Here is a 16,380-nt window from a genome sequence, read left to right as displayed (position 1 = left end):
GTATCCACTGGAAAAAGGTCCGTCCCGAGTGGGGCTGGCCAGCATTTTGACTACACTTTTCCAAAACGTGCGGGGGTTCCTCATCTTGGGTTTACGCAGCCATGGTTTGCAGTCATGGATCGACAGGCTCACTCAGGCGGATCTGCCTGCTCTCGCGGCGGTCGTGTTCGACCTCCACAGCCTCGCCCAGCGCGATCACGCGTCCGTCCAGCAACTGGCCGACGTGCTGTTGCGCGATGCCGCGCTGACCTCCAAGGTCCTTCGGGTCGGTAACAGCGCCTACTACAACCCTTCCCAGGAGCCGATTCGTACGATCTCCCGCGCCATCGTGCTGGTGGGTTTCGAGAACGTTCGCCTCATCGGCCTGTCCCTGAGCCTGATCGATGGCCTGCTGACCCGTGCCCCTCGTGAGCAGTTGCAGGAGCTGCTGGCGCGCTCCTTCCATGCCGCCGTGCAGGCGCGCAACATCGCCGGCTACGTGATCAGCCGTGACCAGGAAGAGGTGTTCATCGCCGCGCTGCTCTATCGCCTTGGGGAGCTTGCGTTCTGGGGTTGCGCCGGAGACCAGGCCGACGAGCTGGCCCAGGCCCTTGCTCAGCCCGGTGCGGATGAGGAACAGACGGTGCGCGAGGTACTGGGTACCAGCTTCCGCCACCTCACCACCGGGCTGATCAAGAGCTGGAACCTGGGCGAGGTGGCGGCGCTGGCCCGCGGTGGTGGTGCTCAGGCCGATCCGGCCGTCAGGGCCGTGACGCTTGGGGTGCAGGTCAGCGAGGCGGCGCTGGAGGGCTGGGACTCGCCGCAGATGGCGACGCTGGTCCAGCAGATGGCGCAGTTCATCGGTGTGTCCCCCGAGGAGGCGATGCAGCAGGTGCTGGCCAGTGCCGACGAGTCGGTGAAGGTGGCGGCGACCTTCGGTGCCAGCCGCCTGTGCGCGCTCATCCCGCCCACCGACCCCGAGCAACTGCTGGTGCAGCAAGCCCAGCGCAAGGCACGCCAGCTCCAGCCCGACCTGCTGCTGATGCAACAGGCCCTGCAGGACCTGGGCATGATGGTGTCCCGCCAGGCGGATGTCGGCCTGATTCTCGACACGCTGACGCGCGGCCTGCACCTTGGCGTGGGGTTGGAGCGTGTGATGGTGGCGGTGCTGGCCGACCGCCAGACCTGCTTCCGCATCAAGCGGGTGGCCGGCGAGGGGACGGCGGACTGGCAACAGGGCTTCGAGCTACCGGTCGAGCAGCCGGAGCAGCCCCACCTGTTCAGCTATGTGCTGCGCAGCCGCGAGCCTCTGTGGATGGGCATTCCTGCCACGTGCACCCTGAACGACCTGATGACCCAGCCCATGCGCCGCTGGTTCGGCCAGGGAATGTTCTTCATTGCCCCGTTGTTCGCCGGGGCACGCCCGATCGGGGTGATCTACGCCGATTGCCGGCCCTCGGGGCGTGCGCTGAAGCACGAGCAGTTCGTCGCCTTCCAGCGCTTCGCCCAGTTGTCCGGGCGATGCCTGGCGGCGATCGGCAAGCCTCAGGGGAGGTAGAGGGTCAGGGTCTGGCCCGGCTTGAGCGCGTGGCCGCTGCGGGGATTCCAGCGCTGGATATGCTTCATCTCCACGTTGAAGCGCTTGGCGATGACGTACAGCGAATCCCCTTCCTTCACCTTGTAGTAGGTCACCGCGTCGCGGCCGGCCTTGTCGGCCATCGCCACGGTACGGGTTGTAGTGCGGGTGCTGCTGGCGCCCTGCAGGGCGAGGGTCTGGCCGACCTTCAGGTGGGTACCGTTCAGGCGGTTCCAGCGCTTGAGGTCATTCACATCGACGCCGGTCTGCTTGGCGATCTGCCAGAGGTTGTCGCCGTTGCGGACCTTGTAGGTACGCGCCTTGGCGGCCGGCTCGTTGCGGGCCAGGTTCTGGAACACCGGCTGGGTCGGGGCGCGGCCGGCTTCCACGGGGATGCTGAGGCTCTGGCCCACCCGCAGGCGGTTCCCGGAGAGGCCATTGATTTCCTTGATGCTGGCGACGCTCACCTGGTAGCGGTTGGCGATGGCCTGCAGGTTGTCGCCGTTGCGCACCCGGTACTCCTGCCACTCCACCAGGTCCTGGGGGGCGAGGCTGGACAGGCTGGCCACCAGTTGCTCGGCCTTCTGGGTCGGCACCAGCAGTTGCTGCGGGCCGTCCATGGTGATGCGGCGCTTGAAGGCGGGGTTGAGCTGGTAGAGCTCGTCCGCGTCCAGGTCGGCCATCGCCGCCACGCGGGACAGGTCCATGCGCTGCTTGAGTTCCACCACCTCGAAATAGGGCTCGTTGGCCACGGGGCTCAGGGCGATGCCGTAGGCGTCGGGGGCCAGGACCACTTGCGACAGGGCCAGCAGCTTGGGCACGTAGTCGCGGGTTTCCTGGGGCAGCGGCAGGTTCCAGTAGTCGGTGGGCAGACCCACTTTCTGGTTGCGCTCGATGGCGCGGCTCACCGTGCCTTCGCCGGCGTTGTAGGCGGCCAGGGCCAGCAGCCAGTCGCCGTTGAACATCTCGTGCAGGCGCCCGAGGTAATCGAGGGCGGCGTTGGTCGAGGCGGTGATGTCGCGACGGCCGTCGTACCAGTTGGTCTGGCGCAGGTTGAAGTGACGACCGGTGGAGGGAATGAACTGCCACAGGCCCACCGCGTCCGCACGGGAGTAAGCGAAGGGGTTGTAGGCGCTCTCGATGACCGGCAGCAGCGCCAACTCCAGCGGCATCTCGCGTTCTTCGAGGCGCTCGACGATGTAGTGGATGTAGGGGTTGCTGCGTTGCGAGGCCTTCTCGACGAAGGACGAGTTGCTGACGAACCAGAGGCGTTGCTGTTCGATTCGCGGGTTGACGCCGATCTCGTCCTGCAGGGCGAAGCCTTTGCGCATGCGCTCCCAGATGTCCTGCGGTTCCTGCTCGACTTGCACCTCTTCCTGCCACTGGGTCTGCTGGTGCAGCTTGGCGGCCAGCGCCTTCTCCTGGCTGTCGTCCTCGGGGCGATGACCCATGCTCTGGCAGCCGGTGAGGGCGGCGGCGGAGACCAGCAATACAGCCCTTACGGCTCTTGCCAATGCGTCTAGATCAAGGGTTTTCGGCGGCGTAGACGGCATTGGTCGCTGGGCTTTTCCGGGAAAAAAGGTCGGGCGATTCTAGGAACCGACCCGGGGGTGGTCAAGTTTTCACCAGCTCGAATGTGACCTGAAGGGCGTTTCAGAACGTGTCCTTCCAGCTCCTCAGGGTGGCGAACACCGCTGCCGGGGCGGTGTGGCGGCTGCCGCTCCGCTTGTCGGCTGCGGCGATCACCGAGGCTTCCCCGACCCGCAGGAACGGATTGGTCTCGCGTTCCAGTGCAATGCTGGAGGGCAGGCTGACGCCGTCTTCCTCGCGCAGGCGGCTTACCGCCTCGAAGCGTTGTTCGATCGCCGGGTTGCCCGGCTCGACGGCGCAGGCGAAGCGCAGGTTGCCGAGGGTGTATTCGTGGGTGCAGTAGACGCGGGTCGGGGCGGGGAGGGCGGCGAGGCGAGACAGGGCCGTGTGCATCTGTTCGGCGGTGCCCTCGAAGAGCCGACCGCAACCGGCGGCGAACAGGGTGTCGCCGCTGAACAGGACCGGTGCGGTGGCATCGTCGTGGAAGTAGGCGATATGGCCCAGGGTGTGGCCGGGGACGTGGAACACCTCGAACGTCAGGCCGAGCACCTCGATGCGCTCGCCGTCTTCCAGCGCCCGGTCCCGCGCCGGGATGGTCTCGTGGGCCGGCCCGTACACCGTGGCACCGGTGCGAGCCTTCAGCTCGGCCACCCCACCCACGTGGTCGCCGTGGTGGTGGGTGATCAGGATGTCGCTGAGGGTCCAGCCGGGGTGTGCCTCCAACCAGGCCAGCACGGGGGCGGCATCGCCGGGGTCGACCACCGCACAGCGTCGTTCGGTCGCATCCTGCAACAGCCAGATATAGTTGTCGGAGAAGGCACGGATGGGGTCGATCTGTATCATGGGCCGCTCGCCTGTCTGTCAGCAAAAGCGCATCTTAGGGGCCGTGCCCCGGGGCGTCGAGCCGGTGTGGGCAGTGCCCGTCGTGCTGCCCGGATCGGCGGCCCCGTGTCCATCACCAGGAGGTTTCCGTGAACAGGCCACCCATCGCCCAGGCCGATCCCGCCTGGCTCGAGTTGATCGAGGACGCCCGCACCTGGTTCTCCGGCCCGCTGGGTGGGCTGATGCTGTTCGAGGAGCAGCGCCTGCTCGAGGACGAACTGGGGCGTTATTTCGGCGGCTACCTGGTTCACTACGGCCCCCGTGCCGAACTGCCGCCGGGTGCGCGGCAGATCCAGCGCAGCGTCCATCTCGGCGCACCGTTGCCGGGGGTGGAGATCGCCTGCGACGAGAACGCCTGGCCCCTCTCCGAACATGCCGCCGATGTGGTGGTGCTGCAGCATGGGCTGGATTTCAGCCTCTCGCCCCATGGCCTGCTGCGTGAAGCCGCGCGCAGTGTGCGCCCTGGCGGGCACCTGCTGATCGTCGGGGTCAACCCCTGGAGCGCCTGGGGCGTGCGTCATTACTTCGCCGGGGACGCCCTGGGCAAGGCCCGCTGCATCGCGCCGAGCCGGGTCGCCGACTGGCTCAACCTGCTGGGCTTCGCGCTGGAGAAACGCCGCTTCGGGTGCTATCGTCCGCCGCTCGCTTCACCGGCCTGGCAATCGCGCCTGGCCTGGCTGGAGCGCTGGGGCGGCGCCGGGCAGTGGTTCGGTGCCGGCTTCTATCTGCTGGTGGCGCGCAAGCTGGTGGTCGGCCTGCGCCCGTTGCGCCAGAGTCGACGCGAGCCCATGGGCAAGCTGATTCCCATGCCGGTGGCGAAGGTCAGCCGGCGCGATTCGAAACACGAGGCATAAGTGACAGAACGGGTCGAGATGTACACCGACGGGGCCTGCAAGGGTAACCCCGGTCCCGGTGGCTGGGGCGTATTGCTCGTCTACAAGGGCGCCGAGAAGGAGCTCTGGGGGGGCGAGCACGACACCACCAACAACCGCATGGAGCTGATGGCCGCGATTGCCGGCCTGGTGGCGCTCAAGCGGCCGTGCCAGGTGCGTCTGGTCACCGACTCCGAATACGTGATGCGCGGTATCCAGGAGTGGCTCCCCAACTGGAAGAAGCGCGGCTGGAAGACGGCCGCCAAGCAACCGGTGAAGAACGCCGACCTGTGGCAGTTGCTGGACGAGCAGGTCAGCCGTCACCAGGTGGAATGGCAGTGGGTGCGCGGGCACACCGGCCATCCTGGCAACGAGCGTGCCGACCAGTTGGCGAACCGGGGTGTCAGCGAGCTGGGCCCCCGTTAGAATGCGCCATCGCAATACCGCCTCCTGATCCAGACCCTCCACCCCACGGGCATCGAACATGCGTTACGTAGTACTGGATACCGAAACCACCGGCATGCCGGTGACCGATGGCCACCGCATCATCGAGATCGGTTGCGTCGAGCTTGAAGGGCGCCGCCTCACCGGTCGCCACTTCCACCAATACCTGCAGCCCGACCGCGAAGTGGACGAAGGCGCCATCGCCGTCCACGGCATCACCAACGAGTTCCTGGTGGGCAAGCCGCGCTTCAAGGACGTCGCCGACGAATTCTTCGAATTCATCAAGGGCGCCGAGCTGATCATCCACAACGCGGCGTTCGACATCGGCTTCATCAACAACGAGTTCGCCCTGCTGGGGCAGAGCGACCGTTCCGACATCGCCGAGCACTGCGGCGTGATCGACACCCTGATGATGGCGCGCGAGCGCCATCCGGGTCAGCGCAACAACCTCGACGCCCTGTGCAAGCGCTACGACGTCGACAACTCCGGCCGTGACCTCCACGGCGCACTGCTCGACGCCGAGATCCTCGCCGACGTCTACCTGGCGATGACCGGCGGCCAGACCAACCTGTCCCTGGCGGGCGAGGGCGGTGATGAGGGCGGCCGGCCCCAGGCCTCGCCCATCCGCCGCATCCAGGGCCGTGTGCCCGGCCGCGTGCTGCGGGCCAGCGAAGCGGAACTGGCGGCCCACCTGGAGCGGCTGGCAGTGATCGAGAAGGCCTCGGGCGGTCCGGCCCTGTGGGCCAAACTGGAAGCACCGGCCACGCCCGAGGCGTGACCCGCGCCGATTTCACCGGCGCGACCTTTTCTTACAGGTGCTAGCGCCGGGGGTTACGCGACTCCCGGCGAGCTTCTACCCTGGCGTCCTGGGCGGGATGGACCCGCCGTACCGGGACGTCCTCATGTACAAAGACCTGAAGTTCCCCATCCTCATCGTCCACCGCGATATCAAGGCCGATACCGTCGCGGGGGAGCGCGTGCGCGGCATCGCCCACGAACTGGAGCGGGACGGTTTCGTCATCCTCTCCACCGCCAGTTCCGCCGAGGGGCGCATCGTCGCCTCCACCCACCACGGGCTGGCCTGCATCCTGGTGGCCGCGGAGGGCGCCGGGGAGAACCAGCGCCTGCTGCATGACGTGGTCGAACTGATCCGCGTCGCCCGGGTGCGAGCGCCGCAATTGCCGATCTTCGCCCTGGGTGAACAGGTCACCATCGAGAACGCCCCCGCCGAGGCGATGGCCGACCTCAACCAGCTGCGCGGCTTGCTGTACCTGTTCGAAGACACCGTGCCGTTCCTCGCGCGCCAGGTGGCACGGGCTGCGCGCACCTACCTGGAGGGGTTGCTGCCGCCGTTCTTCCGCGCGCTGGTGGAGCACACCGCGCAGTCCAACTATTCCTGGCATACGCCCGGCCACGGCGGTGGCGTGGCCTACCGCAAGAGCCCGGTGGGGCAGGCCTTCCACCAGTTCTTCGGCGAGAACACCCTGCGTTCCGACCTCTCGGTGTCGGTGCCCGAGCTGGGCTCGCTGCTGGATCACACCGGGCCGCTGGCCGAGGCAGAGGCGCGGGCGGCGCGGAACTTCGGCGCGGACCACACCTTCTTCGTCATCAACGGCACTTCCACTGCCAACAAGATCGTCTGGCACTCCATGGTCGGCCGCGATGACCTGGTACTGGTGGACCGCAACTGCCACAAGTCGATCCTCCACTCGATCATCATGACCGGCGCGATCCCGCTGTACCTGATGCCGGAGCGCAACGAGCTGGGCATCATCGGCCCGATCCCCCTGAGCGAATTCAGCCGCGAATCGATCCAGGCGAAGATCGACGCCAGCCCGCTGGCCCGTGGGCGCGAGCCGAAGGTGCGCCTGGCGGTGGTGACCAACTCCACCTACGACGGGCTCTGCTACAACGCCGAGCTGATCAAGCAGACCTTGGGCGACAGCGTCGAGGTACTGCACTTCGACGAGGCCTGGTACGCCTACGCGGCCTTCCACGAGTTCTACGCCGGCCGCTATGGCATGGGTACCGCGCGAGGGGCGGGCGGCCCGCTGGTATTCACCACCCACTCCACCCACAAGCTGCTGGCGGCCTTCAGCCAGGCCTCGATGATCCACGTGCAGGACGGCGAGACCCGCCAGCTGGACCGTGATCGCTTCAACGAGGCGTTCATGATGCACATCTCCACCTCGCCCCAGTACGGGATCATCGCCTCGCTGGACGTGGCCTCCGCCATGATGGAAGGCCCCGCCGGGCGCTCGCTGATCCAGGAAACCTTCGACGAGGCCCTGAGCTTCCGCCGTGCCCTGGCCAACGTCGGGCAGAACCTGGCCGAGGACGACTGGTGGTTCAGCATCTGGCAGCCACCGAAGGTGGAAGGGCGCGACCAGGTCAGCACCCCCGATTGGCTGTTGCAGCCCCAGGCCGATTGGCACGGCTTCGGCGAGGTAGCCGACGACTATGTGCTGCTCGACCCGATCAAGGTCACCCTGGTGATGCCGGGCCTGACTGCCGACGGGCGTTTGGGCGAACGCGGCATTCCGGCGGCGGTGGTCGGCAAGTTCCTCTGGGAGCGCGGGCTGGTGGTGGAGAAGACCGGCCTGTATTCCTTCCTGGTGCTGTTCTCCATGGGCATTACCAAGGGCAAGTGGAGTACGTTGCTCACCGAGTTGCTGGAGTTCAAACGGCTCTACGACGCCAACGCGCCGCTGATCACCGCCTTGCCGTCCATCGCCCGTGCCGGCGGTGCCCGCTACCAGGGGCTCGGCCTGCGTGACCTGTGCGACGAACTCCACGGCTGCTACCGCGACAACGGCACCGCGCGGGCGATGCGGCGCATGTACACCACCCTGCCGGTGGCCGCCATGAAACCGGCGGACGCCTACGACAAGCTGGTGCGCGGCGACGTGGAGGCGGTGCCGCTGGATGCGCTGCAAGGGCGCATCGCGGCGGTGATGCTGGTGCCCTATCCGCCGGGCATCCCGCTGATCATGCCGGGGGAGCGCTTCACCGAAGAGGCCCGCTCGATCATCGACTACCTGGCCTTCGCCCGGACATTCGACGAGTCCTTCCCCGGTTTCGACTCCGATGTGCACGGCCTGCAGCAGCAGGACACCCCGCAGGGCCGCTGCTATACCGTTGATTGCATCAAGGAGTGACTCGGCCTGGGGGCGCGATGAGCGACGAGCGAGCGGCGGTGCGCCGGGGCGGTGGCATGGGGTTCTGGACCTGCACCGCCCTGGTGGTGGGGAACATGATCGGGTCGGGCGTTTTCCTGTTGCCCTCCAGCCTGGCGGCCTATGGCGGGCTCAGCCTGTTCGGCTGGCTGATCTCCAGCACCGGCGCGGTCATCCTCGCGCTCACCTTCGCCCGGCTGGCGCGGCTCGCGCCCGGGGCGGGCGGCCCCTACGCCTACACCCGTGATGGCTTCGGTCCGTTCGCCGGCTACCTCTGCGCCTGGACCTACTGGAAGGCGGCCTGGATCGGCAACGCGGCTATCGCCGTGACGTTGGTGGGCTACCTGCAGGTGTTCTTCCCGGCCTTGCGCGACCCGGTGCTCACTGTGCTGGTGGCCATCGGTGCCATCTGGCTGTGCACCCTGATCAACCTGCGGGGCATCGGCGCCTTCGGCGTGGCGCAGAACATCCTCACCGCGCTGAAGCTGATCCCGCTGCTGCTGGTGGGCATTCTCGGCTGGTTCTCGTTCCACCCCGAGTACCTGCGCATCCCCGCACCGGAGGAGCTGCCGCCGGGAACCGGCGGCTACGCCAAGGCCATTGCCACCACGGCGGCGCTGACGCTGTGGTCCTTCATCGGCCTGGAGTCGGCCACCGTTCCGGCGGACGACGTGCGCGACCCGCGCCGCACCATTCCCCGTGCCACGGTGTTCGGCACCCTGGTAGCGGCGGCCGTGTACATCCTCTCCATCACCGCCGTGCAGGGCGTGTTGCCGCCTGAGGAGCTGGCGCGCTCCAGCGCGCCGTTCGCCGATGCGGCGCGGGTGCTGGTAGGGGAGTGGGGCTACCACCTGGTCGCGGCCGGGGCGGTGATCGCCTGCCTGGGGGCGCTCAATGGCTGGGTGCTGTTGCAGGGGCAGATCCCCATGGCCACCGCCCGCGACGGGCTGCTGCCCCATTCGCTCGGACAAACCAACCGCTGGGGCGCGCCGGCCAATGGGCTGCTGGTCTCGGCGGTGCTGGTGACCGCCCTGGTGTTCGTCGATGGCCAGGGCGAGCTGGTGGATGTGTTCAACGTGATCATCCTGCTCGGCACCATGACCGGCGTCGTGCCCTACGCCTTCTGCACCGCCGCGCTGCTGCAGTGGCTGGCAGTCAAGCCCGAGGCGTTCACCGAACGTGAGCGGGGCTGGGCGCTGCTCCTCGGCTCGCTGGGGTTCGTGTACGCCATCTGGGCGCTGTACGGCACCGGCGAGCAGGCGATCTTCTGGGGCTTCCTGGTGTTGATGGCGGGGATTCCGCTGTACAGCTGGCGGCAGTGGCGAAACCGCGTGGAAGACGCGCGGGCGAGCGGTTGAAGGCCGATGGCGTGGCCTGCATCACAGTGGTCGTCTTCGACTTTCGGTGGCCGCTTGTTATAGTTGCCGGGTTTGGAATTCCGCACTTTTCATAGCCCAGCAGCAGAACTGGCGAGGATAATTTTCGTGCCCGACTACAAAGCCTTTCGCGTTGAGCTGACGGACAAGATCGCCCACGTGGAGATCAACCGCCCCGAGAAGATCAACGCGATGAACGCCGATTTCTGGGCCGAGATCGTCGAGATCTTCCGCTGGATCGATGAAACGGACGAGGTCCGGGTCGTAATCCTCAGTGGTGCCGGCAAGCATTTCTCCTCCGGCATCGACCTGATGCTGCTGGCATCCGTCGGCGCCCAGCTGGGCAAGGACGTGGGCCGCAATGCCCTGGTGCTGCGGCGCAAGATCCTCGAACTGCAAGCCTCCTTCAATGCCGTCGACCTCTGCAGCAAGCCGGTGATCGCTGCGATCCAGGGCTATTGCCTGGGCGGGGCGATCGACCTGGTGTCCGCCTGCGACATGCGCTATTCCACCGTCGATGCTCAGTTCTCCATCAAGGAGATCGACATCGGCATGGCCGCCGACGTCGGCACCCTGCAGCGCCTGCCGCACATCATCGGCGACGGCATGATGCGCGAACTGGCCTACACCGGCCGCACCGTAGACGGTGAGGAAGCGCGCAACATCGGCCTGGTCAATCGCACCTACGCCGACCGCGACGCACTCATGGAAGGCGTATTCGCCCTGGCCCGGGACATCGCCGCCAAGTCGCCGGTGGCGATCCGCGGCACCAAGGAAATGATCCGCTACATGCGTGACCACCGCGTGGACGATGGCCTTGAGTACATCGCCACCTGGAACGCCGCCATGCTCCAGTCCAACGACCTGCGTGTGGCCATGGCCGCCCACATGAACAAACAGAAACCGGAATTCGCCGACTGATGCCGTACCAGTATTTCGCGCGGGAGGCGCGCTAGACCCATGGTCACCGGAGCCACTTCCCTCAGCCTGGTGCGCGACGAGCTGTTCGCCACGATCGAGCAGGCCGAACAGAGCCTCGAACAGTTCATTGTCGACCGCCACAACGGCAGCCTGCTGCAACAGGCGGTTGAAAGCCTGCAGCAGGTGCGCGGCACCCTCAACCTCATCGAACTGACCGGCGCCGAGCTGCTGGCGCAGGAGATCCTCCAGCAGGCCACCGACATCCCGGCCGGCGTGGGGGAGGAGCGTGACAACCAGTTGGCCGCCCTGAGCAACGCACTCTACGTGCTGCGCCGCTACCTGGAAAACGTCGATGCCCACCGGCAGGAAATGCCCGAGCTGCTGCTGCCGGCGATCAACGAATTGCGCCAGTCCGCCGGGCAACAGCCGCTGCCGGAGAGCTTCTTCTTCAGCGTGCGCCTGGACCAGGCTCGCGTGCCGTCCGCCTCCAGCCTGCCTGAGGTCAGCGCCCAGTACCTGATGGCGCGGCGCTTGCGGCAGATGTACCAGGTGGGCCTGCTGGGCTTCATCCGCGAGCAGAGCCCCCAACCCAGCCTGAAGCTCATGGGGCGCGCGTTGGCACGCCTGGACAGCCTCTACGCCATCGACCCGCGTGCGCGCCTGTGCTGGATCGGCGCTGCGGCGCTGGAGGCGATGGTGGACGGGCAGTTGATCGCGCGTAAGTCGCGCAAGCAGCTGTTCGCCCGCATCGACCGTGAACTCAAGCAGCTGCTGGCCAACGAGCACTACGAAGCGCCGCGCAGCCTGCAGAAGGAGCTGCTCTACCTGGTGGCCCTGGCGGACAGCCAGGGCCCGCGTGCCACCGAGGTCCGCAGCGTGTTCGGGATGACGGCGATGCCGTTCACCGACCACCTGCTGGAAGAGGAATACCAGCGCCTGGCCGGCCCCGGCCAGGCCGTCATGCGCTCGCTGTCCTCGGCGATCCGCGAGGAGCTGGCCAGCGTGAAGGACGTGCTCGACCTGATCGAGCGTGGCACCGCCCAGCCCGAAAGCCTCGGCAGCCTGCACGCCCTGCTGGGCAAGCTGGCCAAGACCCTCGGCATGGTCGGCCTGACTTCTGCCGCCAATGCGCTGCATGCGCAGCTGCCTGCCGTTGGCAGCTGGGCCGAAGGCGAAGCGGTATCGCCGGAGTCGCTCAACCGGCTTGCCGACGCCGTGCTGTATGTCGAGAGCATGGTGGCGGACCTGGAGCGCGGCGAGCGCCGTGATACCCGCCAAGCGGCCACCCCGGTGATGACCGAGGCGGAGTCCTTCGCCCAGCACCAACTGACCGAGGCGCGCATCGTGGTCATCGACGAGGCCCAGGGCGGCCTGGCGATGGCCAAGCGGGCCATTACCGCCTACCTCGAGTCCAACGGCGACAAGCTGCACCTGGCCAACGTGCCCAGCACCTTGCAGGCCGTGCGCGGTGGCCTGTGGTTCCTCGGGCAGGAGCGCGCCGGCAACCTGGTGGGCGCTTGTGGCGAGTTCATCCAGAAGCAGATGCTGGAGGCCGCGCAGATGCCCTCCGAGCAGATGCTGGAGACCCTGGCCGACGCCCTGACCAGCCTCGAGTACTACCTCGAAGGCGGCGCGGTGCTGCGCCCGGATGCCCAGCCCGATGTGCTCGACCTGGCCGCTGACAGCGTGCGGGCCCTGGGCCTGCAGGTGGCAGCCTGAGATGGCCGATCCGCGCTGGCGTTCGAGCTTTCTGGATGCGGCCCGGCCGGGTGGCTGGGCGCTGGCGCACTGCCGCCAGACTTTCCTGGCGGACGGCAATGGCGTGCTGTTCCCCCGTGACTGGCTGAAGCGCCAGGACCTGCCCATCCTCGCCGAGCATGGCATCGGTCACTTCGGTGATGACGAAGTCTTTCTCCTCGAACTGGCGCGCCCCGCCGACGTACCCGGCGCGGCCTGGGTCGGCCTGCGCCAACTGATGATGCAAGGTGATGCCGAGATCTTCCGCATGCTGGGTTTCGCCACCCAGATCGGGACCTGGGCCGACCACCACCGTTTCTGCGGCAGCTGCGGCGCACGCATGGTCCAGGTGGCCAGCGAGCGGGCGATGCACTGCGAAAGCTGTGGTGTGCACCACTACCCGCGCCTGTCGCCCAGCATGATCGTGCTGGTGACCCGTGGTGATGAGCTGCTGCTGGCGCGCTCGCCGCGCTTTGTCAGCGGCGTCTACAGCACGCTGGCGGGCTTCGTCGAACCTGGCGAGACGGTGGAGGAGTGCGTGGCCCGCGAAGTGCGCGAGGAGGTCGGGGTCGAGATCGGCGAGCCTCGCTACATTGCCAGCCAGAACTGGCCGTTCCCGCACTCGTTGATGCTGGGCTACCACGCCGAATACCGCTCCGGTGAGATCGTCCCTCAGCCGGGCGAAATCGAGGATGCGCGCTGGTTCTCCATCCATGCGCTACCGCCACTGCCGGCCAGCAAGTCCATTGCCCGCTACCTCATCGACCTCTACGTGGCGCGCCGCCTGGGCTTGTCAGAACCAGTGCTGCCAGGCTAGTCGCGCAGTCAGCGCCAGTACCACGCAGATGAACACCGGGCGGATCAGCTTCGCCCCGCCGCTGATGGCGGTGCGGGCGCCGAAGAAGGCGCCGGCCATCAGCGCCAGCCCCATGCAGATGCCCAGTACCCAGGCCACCTGGCCGCCGATGATGAACACCGCCAGCGCCACGCCGTTGCTGACGAAGTTCATGGTGCGCGCCACGCCGCTGGCCCGCACCAGGTCGAGCGGGTAGAGCAGCAGGCTGCTCACGGTCCAGAAGGCCCCTGTGCCGGGGCCGGCAACACCGTCGTAGAAGCCCAGGCCCAGCCCCTGGGGCCATTGCCGGCCATGGGGAATGGCCGCGTCGGCAGCGTGCTGCACGTCGGGGGTACGGCCGAACAACAGGTACAGGCCACAGCCGAACACCACGGCCGGCAGCATCTGGTTGAGCCAATGCGCCGGCAGCCAGTGGGCGATGGTCGCGCCAAGGGCAGCACCCACCGCTGTGGCCAGCAGGGCATTCTTCCAGCGGCGCGGTTCGAACAGCTTGCGTCGGTAGAAGGTGTAGCTGGCGGTAGCGGAGCCGAAGGTGGCGCAGAGCTTGTTGGTACCCAGCACCAGATGTGGCGGCAGGCCGGCCGTGAGCAGCGCCGGAATGGTCAACAGGCCGCCACCGCCCGCGATGGCGTCGATGAAACCGGCCAGGAACGCGACGCCGGCGAGCACCAGCAGGGTGGCCGGATCAACCGCGAGTTCGATGGGGAAGGGCATAAATGCTCGATCTGTGGCGGACTGCGCAGCGCGGCAACTGGTCGCTGCGTCGGGAGGTGCGCATAATGCCGGCTCTTTTGTGGAGAAGGAAAGGGTTCCATGCAGTATGACGGCCTGGCCTGGGGCATTGCCCTGCTGGCCCTGCTCGCGGTCGTGGTGGCCGCACGCATCCTGTTCGACCGCAGCTGGTTCCTCGGCTGGCTACGCGGCACCGTGGGCCTTGCCTTTGTCGCCTTAGCCGCCCTGGTGGGGACGGTTGCCTGGGACCTGACCCGCTACGACCATCTGGACGCCAGCAAGCCCATCGTGACGCTCAGCTTCAAGGCGCTCGGACCCCAGCGCTACGAGGTGATGCTGCTGGAGGGCGGTCGCGAGCGCAGCGTGCTGCTGGATGGCGACCTGTGGCAACTGGATGCCCGGCTGCTGCACCTGAAGGGGTTGGCGCGCCTGATCGGCCTGCAGTCCGGCTACCGCCTGGAGAAGCTGTCGGGCCGCTTCCTCGCCATCGAGGACCAGCAGCTGGCGCAACACCCCGAGGCGACACTGGCCAGCAGCCCTTACGGCATCGACCTGTGGCGCTGGCTGCGGGTGGGACAGCATGACCTCTTCCTGTTCGACGCCCAGGCGCAGCGCGTCACCTTCCTGCCGATGGCGGATGGGGCGGTCTACGCGGTCAACCTGTCCCCTACGGGGCTTCTGGCACAGCCGATGAACCAGGCAGCCACCCAGGCGCTCAAGGACTGGCGCTGACCTCGCCGCAGCCTCCTTGCATCACCGAGCCCCCGCATCTGCGGGGGTTTTCATATGTGCTTGAAATATTGAACAGGTGATGAGTATTTTGTTCGCGCCGCTATTCGCAGCGGTCCATGTCTACAAGGAAAACAACATGAACACGGGAATCCCGGCCGAGCTGGCAGAGCGCCTGGCTGGAGTCGATGAGATCGAGTGCGTGACGCCTGACCTGAATGGCGTGATGCGGGGCAAGGTGATGACCGGCGAGGGCTTCCTCTCCGGGCGGCGTCTGCAGCTGGCGCGTGGCGTGCTGCTGCAGTGCATCATGGGCGGCTATCCGCCGGCACGCTTCTACGGCAGTGACGATGGTGACCTGGCCCTGGTGCCCGACCCCGGACAGGTCCATCACCTGCCGTGGAGTGACAGCCCGCGTGCCCTGGCGATCTGCGATGCCCGGGAGCTGGATGGCCGCGCGTCGGGCCTGTCCACCCGTGGCTTGCTGCGCCGTGTACTGGATCGCTATGCCGAGCGCGGCTGGTCGCCGGTGGTGGCCACCGAGCTGGAGTTCTTCGTGTTCGCGCCCAATCCCGATCCCCACCAGCCGTTCCAGCCACCGGTTGGGCTTGATGGTCGCCGCGAGGACGGTTGTTCGGCGTTCAGCGTGAGCTCCAACAGCGGCCTGCGTCCCTTCTTCGAGGAGGTCTACCGCTGCATGGCGCTGCTGGGGATGCCGCGTGACACCTTCATGCACGAGATGGGAGTCAGCCAGTTCGAGATCAATCTCCTGCATGGCGATGCGATGCTGCTGGCCGACCAGACCTTCCTGTTTAAGCACCTGCTGAAGGAGGTCGCCCTGAAACATGGGTTGACCGTGGTGTGCATGGCCAAGCCGCTGGCGCATACGCCGGGCAGCTCGATGCATATCCACCAGAGCGTGGTGTCCAGTGCGGATGGGCGGAACATCTTTTCCGAGGCGAATGGCGATCCGTCGCCGGCGTTCTATCACTTCATCGGGGGGCAGCAGGCGGCGATGGCGGATTTCACCGCCCTGTTCGCGCCCAACGTGAACTCCTACCAGCGCTTGTGCCACCCTTACGCGTCGCCGAACAATGCGTGCTGGTCCCACGACAACCGTGCCGCTGGGCTGCGTATCCCGGCCAGTGCGCCCGTTGCGCGGCGGGTGGAGAATCGCTTGCCGGGTGCGGACACCAATCCCTACCTGGCGATTGCCGCCAGCCTGGCGGCGGGGCTTCATGGCCTGGAGCAGGGGATCGAGCCGAGCCCGCCGATCCAGGGGGAGTTCGAGGTGGCGGATTCTCTGTCGTTGCCCTGTACCTTGCATGCGGCCCTGGAGCGTCTGAAGCGCAGCGACCTGGCACGGGAACTGTTCGGGGAGGAGTTCATCGAAGGCTACATCGCCACCAAGACGATGGAGCTGGCGAGCTTTTTCGATCAGATCACGCCCTGGGAGCGTCGTGTTCTGGCAGCCCAGGCTTGATCCGGCAATGTAGAGTTCCAGCGTTCG

General features: G+C 67.0%; 14 protein-coding genes. 11 read left to right on the top strand and 3 right to left on the bottom strand.

Features of this window, described 5'->3' with window-relative positions; translation table 11 throughout:
* Window positions 1–85: 85 nt before the first annotated feature.
* Window positions 86–1,537: an HDOD domain-containing protein gene (locus tag BM198_RS04830; RefSeq protein ID WP_074968203.1), complete on the top strand. Its 1,452-nt coding sequence runs from the start codon at window positions 86–88 to the stop codon at window positions 1,535–1,537.
* On the opposite strand, the gene BM198_RS04825 is transcribed toward BM198_RS04830, so the two are convergent.
* Together BM198_RS04825 and gloB are read right to left on the bottom strand one after the other, a co-directional pair.
* Complete coding sequence (locus tag BM198_RS04825) at window positions 1,525–3,108, bottom strand: LysM peptidoglycan-binding domain-containing protein (RefSeq protein WP_074968201.1); 1,584 nt, start codon at window positions 3,106–3,108, stop codon at window positions 1,525–1,527. The two genes, BM198_RS04830 and BM198_RS04825, sit on opposite strands and share 13 nt — an antisense overlap.
* A gap of 100 nt (window positions 3,109–3,208) precedes the next feature.
* Window positions 3,209–3,988 carry a hydroxyacylglutathione hydrolase gene (gene gloB / locus BM198_RS04820; RefSeq protein ID WP_074968199.1) on the bottom strand — a complete coding sequence of 260 codons (780 nt, stop codon included), beginning with the start codon at window positions 3,986–3,988 and terminating at the stop codon, window positions 3,209–3,211.
* Between the two features lie 128 nt (window positions 3,989–4,116).
* Here gloB and BM198_RS04815 point away from each other — a divergent pair, with 128 nt between their 5' ends.
* The 8 genes from BM198_RS04815 (at window position 4,117) to nudC (ending at window position 13,370) form a co-directional block, all read left to right on the top strand.
* On the top strand, window positions 4,117–4,881 hold the full coding sequence (locus BM198_RS04815; protein WP_044408297.1) for a class I SAM-dependent methyltransferase: 765 nt from the start codon (window positions 4,117–4,119) through the stop codon (window positions 4,879–4,881).
* A gap of 18 nt (window positions 4,882–4,899) precedes the next feature.
* A complete protein-coding gene (gene rnhA, locus BM198_RS04810) occupies window positions 4,900–5,325 on the top strand; it encodes a ribonuclease HI (protein WP_069560315.1) in 426 nt (141 codons plus the stop codon).
* 58 nt (window positions 5,326–5,383) lie between these two features.
* Window positions 5,384–6,121 carry a DNA polymerase III subunit epsilon gene (gene dnaQ / locus BM198_RS04805; RefSeq protein WP_074968197.1) on the top strand — a complete coding sequence of 246 codons (738 nt, stop codon included), beginning with the start codon at window positions 5,384–5,386 and terminating at the stop codon, window positions 6,119–6,121.
* A gap of 124 nt (window positions 6,122–6,245) precedes the next feature.
* The gene (locus BM198_RS04800; protein WP_074968195.1) at window positions 6,246–8,501 is read left to right on the top strand and encodes an Orn/Lys/Arg family decarboxylase; all 2,256 of its coding nucleotides are present in this window, start codon (window positions 6,246–6,248) and stop codon (window positions 8,499–8,501) included.
* A 17-nt stretch (window positions 8,502–8,518) separates the two neighbouring features.
* Complete coding sequence (locus BM198_RS04795; protein ID WP_074968193.1) at window positions 8,519–9,877, top strand: amino acid permease; 1,359 nt, start codon at window positions 8,519–8,521, stop codon at window positions 9,875–9,877.
* Between the two features lie 126 nt (window positions 9,878–10,003).
* A complete protein-coding gene (locus BM198_RS04790) occupies window positions 10,004–10,816 on the top strand; it encodes a crotonase/enoyl-CoA hydratase family protein (RefSeq protein ID WP_074968191.1) in 813 nt (270 codons plus the stop codon).
* A gap of 39 nt (window positions 10,817–10,855) precedes the next feature.
* Window positions 10,856–12,535 carry a FimL-related protein gene (locus tag BM198_RS04785; RefSeq protein ID WP_044408279.1) on the top strand — a complete coding sequence of 560 codons (1,680 nt, stop codon included), beginning with the start codon at window positions 10,856–10,858 and terminating at the stop codon, window positions 12,533–12,535.
* A gap of 1 nt (window position 12,536) precedes the next feature.
* Window positions 12,537–13,370 carry an NAD(+) diphosphatase gene (nudC, locus tag BM198_RS04780; RefSeq protein WP_074968189.1) on the top strand — a complete coding sequence of 278 codons (834 nt, stop codon included), beginning with the start codon at window positions 12,537–12,539 and terminating at the stop codon, window positions 13,368–13,370.
* Here nudC and BM198_RS04775 read toward each other — a convergent pair.
* Window positions 13,347–14,123, bottom strand: coding sequence for a TSUP family transporter (locus tag BM198_RS04775; protein ID WP_074968187.1), 777 nt, complete (start codon window positions 14,121–14,123; stop codon window positions 13,347–13,349). The genes nudC and BM198_RS04775 overlap by 24 nt on opposite strands.
* A gap of 99 nt (window positions 14,124–14,222) precedes the next feature.
* Here BM198_RS04775 and BM198_RS04770 point away from each other — a divergent pair, with 99 nt between their 5' ends.
* Entirely contained in the window at window positions 14,223–14,873 is a 651-nt protein-coding gene (locus BM198_RS04770; RefSeq protein ID WP_074968185.1) for a hypothetical protein, read from the top strand.
* A 136-nt stretch (window positions 14,874–15,009) separates the two neighbouring features.
* A complete protein-coding gene (locus BM198_RS04765) occupies window positions 15,010–16,353 on the top strand; it encodes a glutamine synthetase family protein (RefSeq protein ID WP_074968183.1) in 1,344 nt (447 codons plus the stop codon).
* Window positions 16,354–16,380 lie beyond the last annotated feature (27 nt).

Origin of the sequence: Metapseudomonas otitidis, from assembly GCF_900111835.1 — a bacterium.
GTDB lineage: Bacteria > Pseudomonadota > Gammaproteobacteria > Pseudomonadales > Pseudomonadaceae > Metapseudomonas > Metapseudomonas otitidis.
The sequence above is the reverse complement of the archived record's forward strand: the minus strand, read 5'-3'. Positions and strand labels throughout refer to the sequence as shown.

What these genes read in the sequence shown, in the direction of transcription:
- BM198_RS04825 (WP_074968201.1), bottom strand. Translation starts at nt 3,108, where the DNA reads ATGCCGTCTACGCCGCCGAAAACCCTTGATCTAGACGCATTGGCAAGA.
- gloB (WP_074968199.1), bottom strand. Translation starts at nt 3,988, where the DNA reads ATGATACAGATCGACCCCATCCGTGCCTTCTCCGACAACTATATCTGG.
- rnhA (WP_069560315.1), top strand. Translation starts at nt 4,900, where the DNA reads ATGTACACCGACGGGGCCTGCAAGGGTAACCCCGGTCCCGGTGGCTGG.
- dnaQ (WP_074968197.1), top strand. Translation starts at nt 5,384, where the DNA reads ATGCGTTACGTAGTACTGGATACCGAAACCACCGGCATGCCGGTGACC.
- BM198_RS04800 (WP_074968195.1), top strand. Translation starts at nt 6,246, where the DNA reads ATGTACAAAGACCTGAAGTTCCCCATCCTCATCGTCCACCGCGATATC.
- BM198_RS04795 (WP_074968193.1), top strand. Translation starts at nt 8,519, where the DNA reads ATGAGCGACGAGCGAGCGGCGGTGCGCCGGGGCGGTGGCATGGGGTTC.
- BM198_RS04785 (WP_044408279.1), top strand. Translation starts at nt 10,856, where the DNA reads ATGGTCACCGGAGCCACTTCCCTCAGCCTGGTGCGCGACGAGCTGTTC.
- nudC (WP_074968189.1), top strand. Translation starts at nt 12,537, where the DNA reads ATGGCCGATCCGCGCTGGCGTTCGAGCTTTCTGGATGCGGCCCGGCCG.
- BM198_RS04775 (WP_074968187.1), bottom strand. Translation starts at nt 14,123, where the DNA reads ATGCCCTTCCCCATCGAACTCGCGGTTGATCCGGCCACCCTGCTGGTG.
- BM198_RS04770 (WP_074968185.1), top strand. Translation starts at nt 14,223, where the DNA reads ATGCAGTATGACGGCCTGGCCTGGGGCATTGCCCTGCTGGCCCTGCTC.
- BM198_RS04765 (WP_074968183.1), top strand. Translation starts at nt 15,010, where the DNA reads ATGAACACGGGAATCCCGGCCGAGCTGGCAGAGCGCCTGGCTGGAGTC.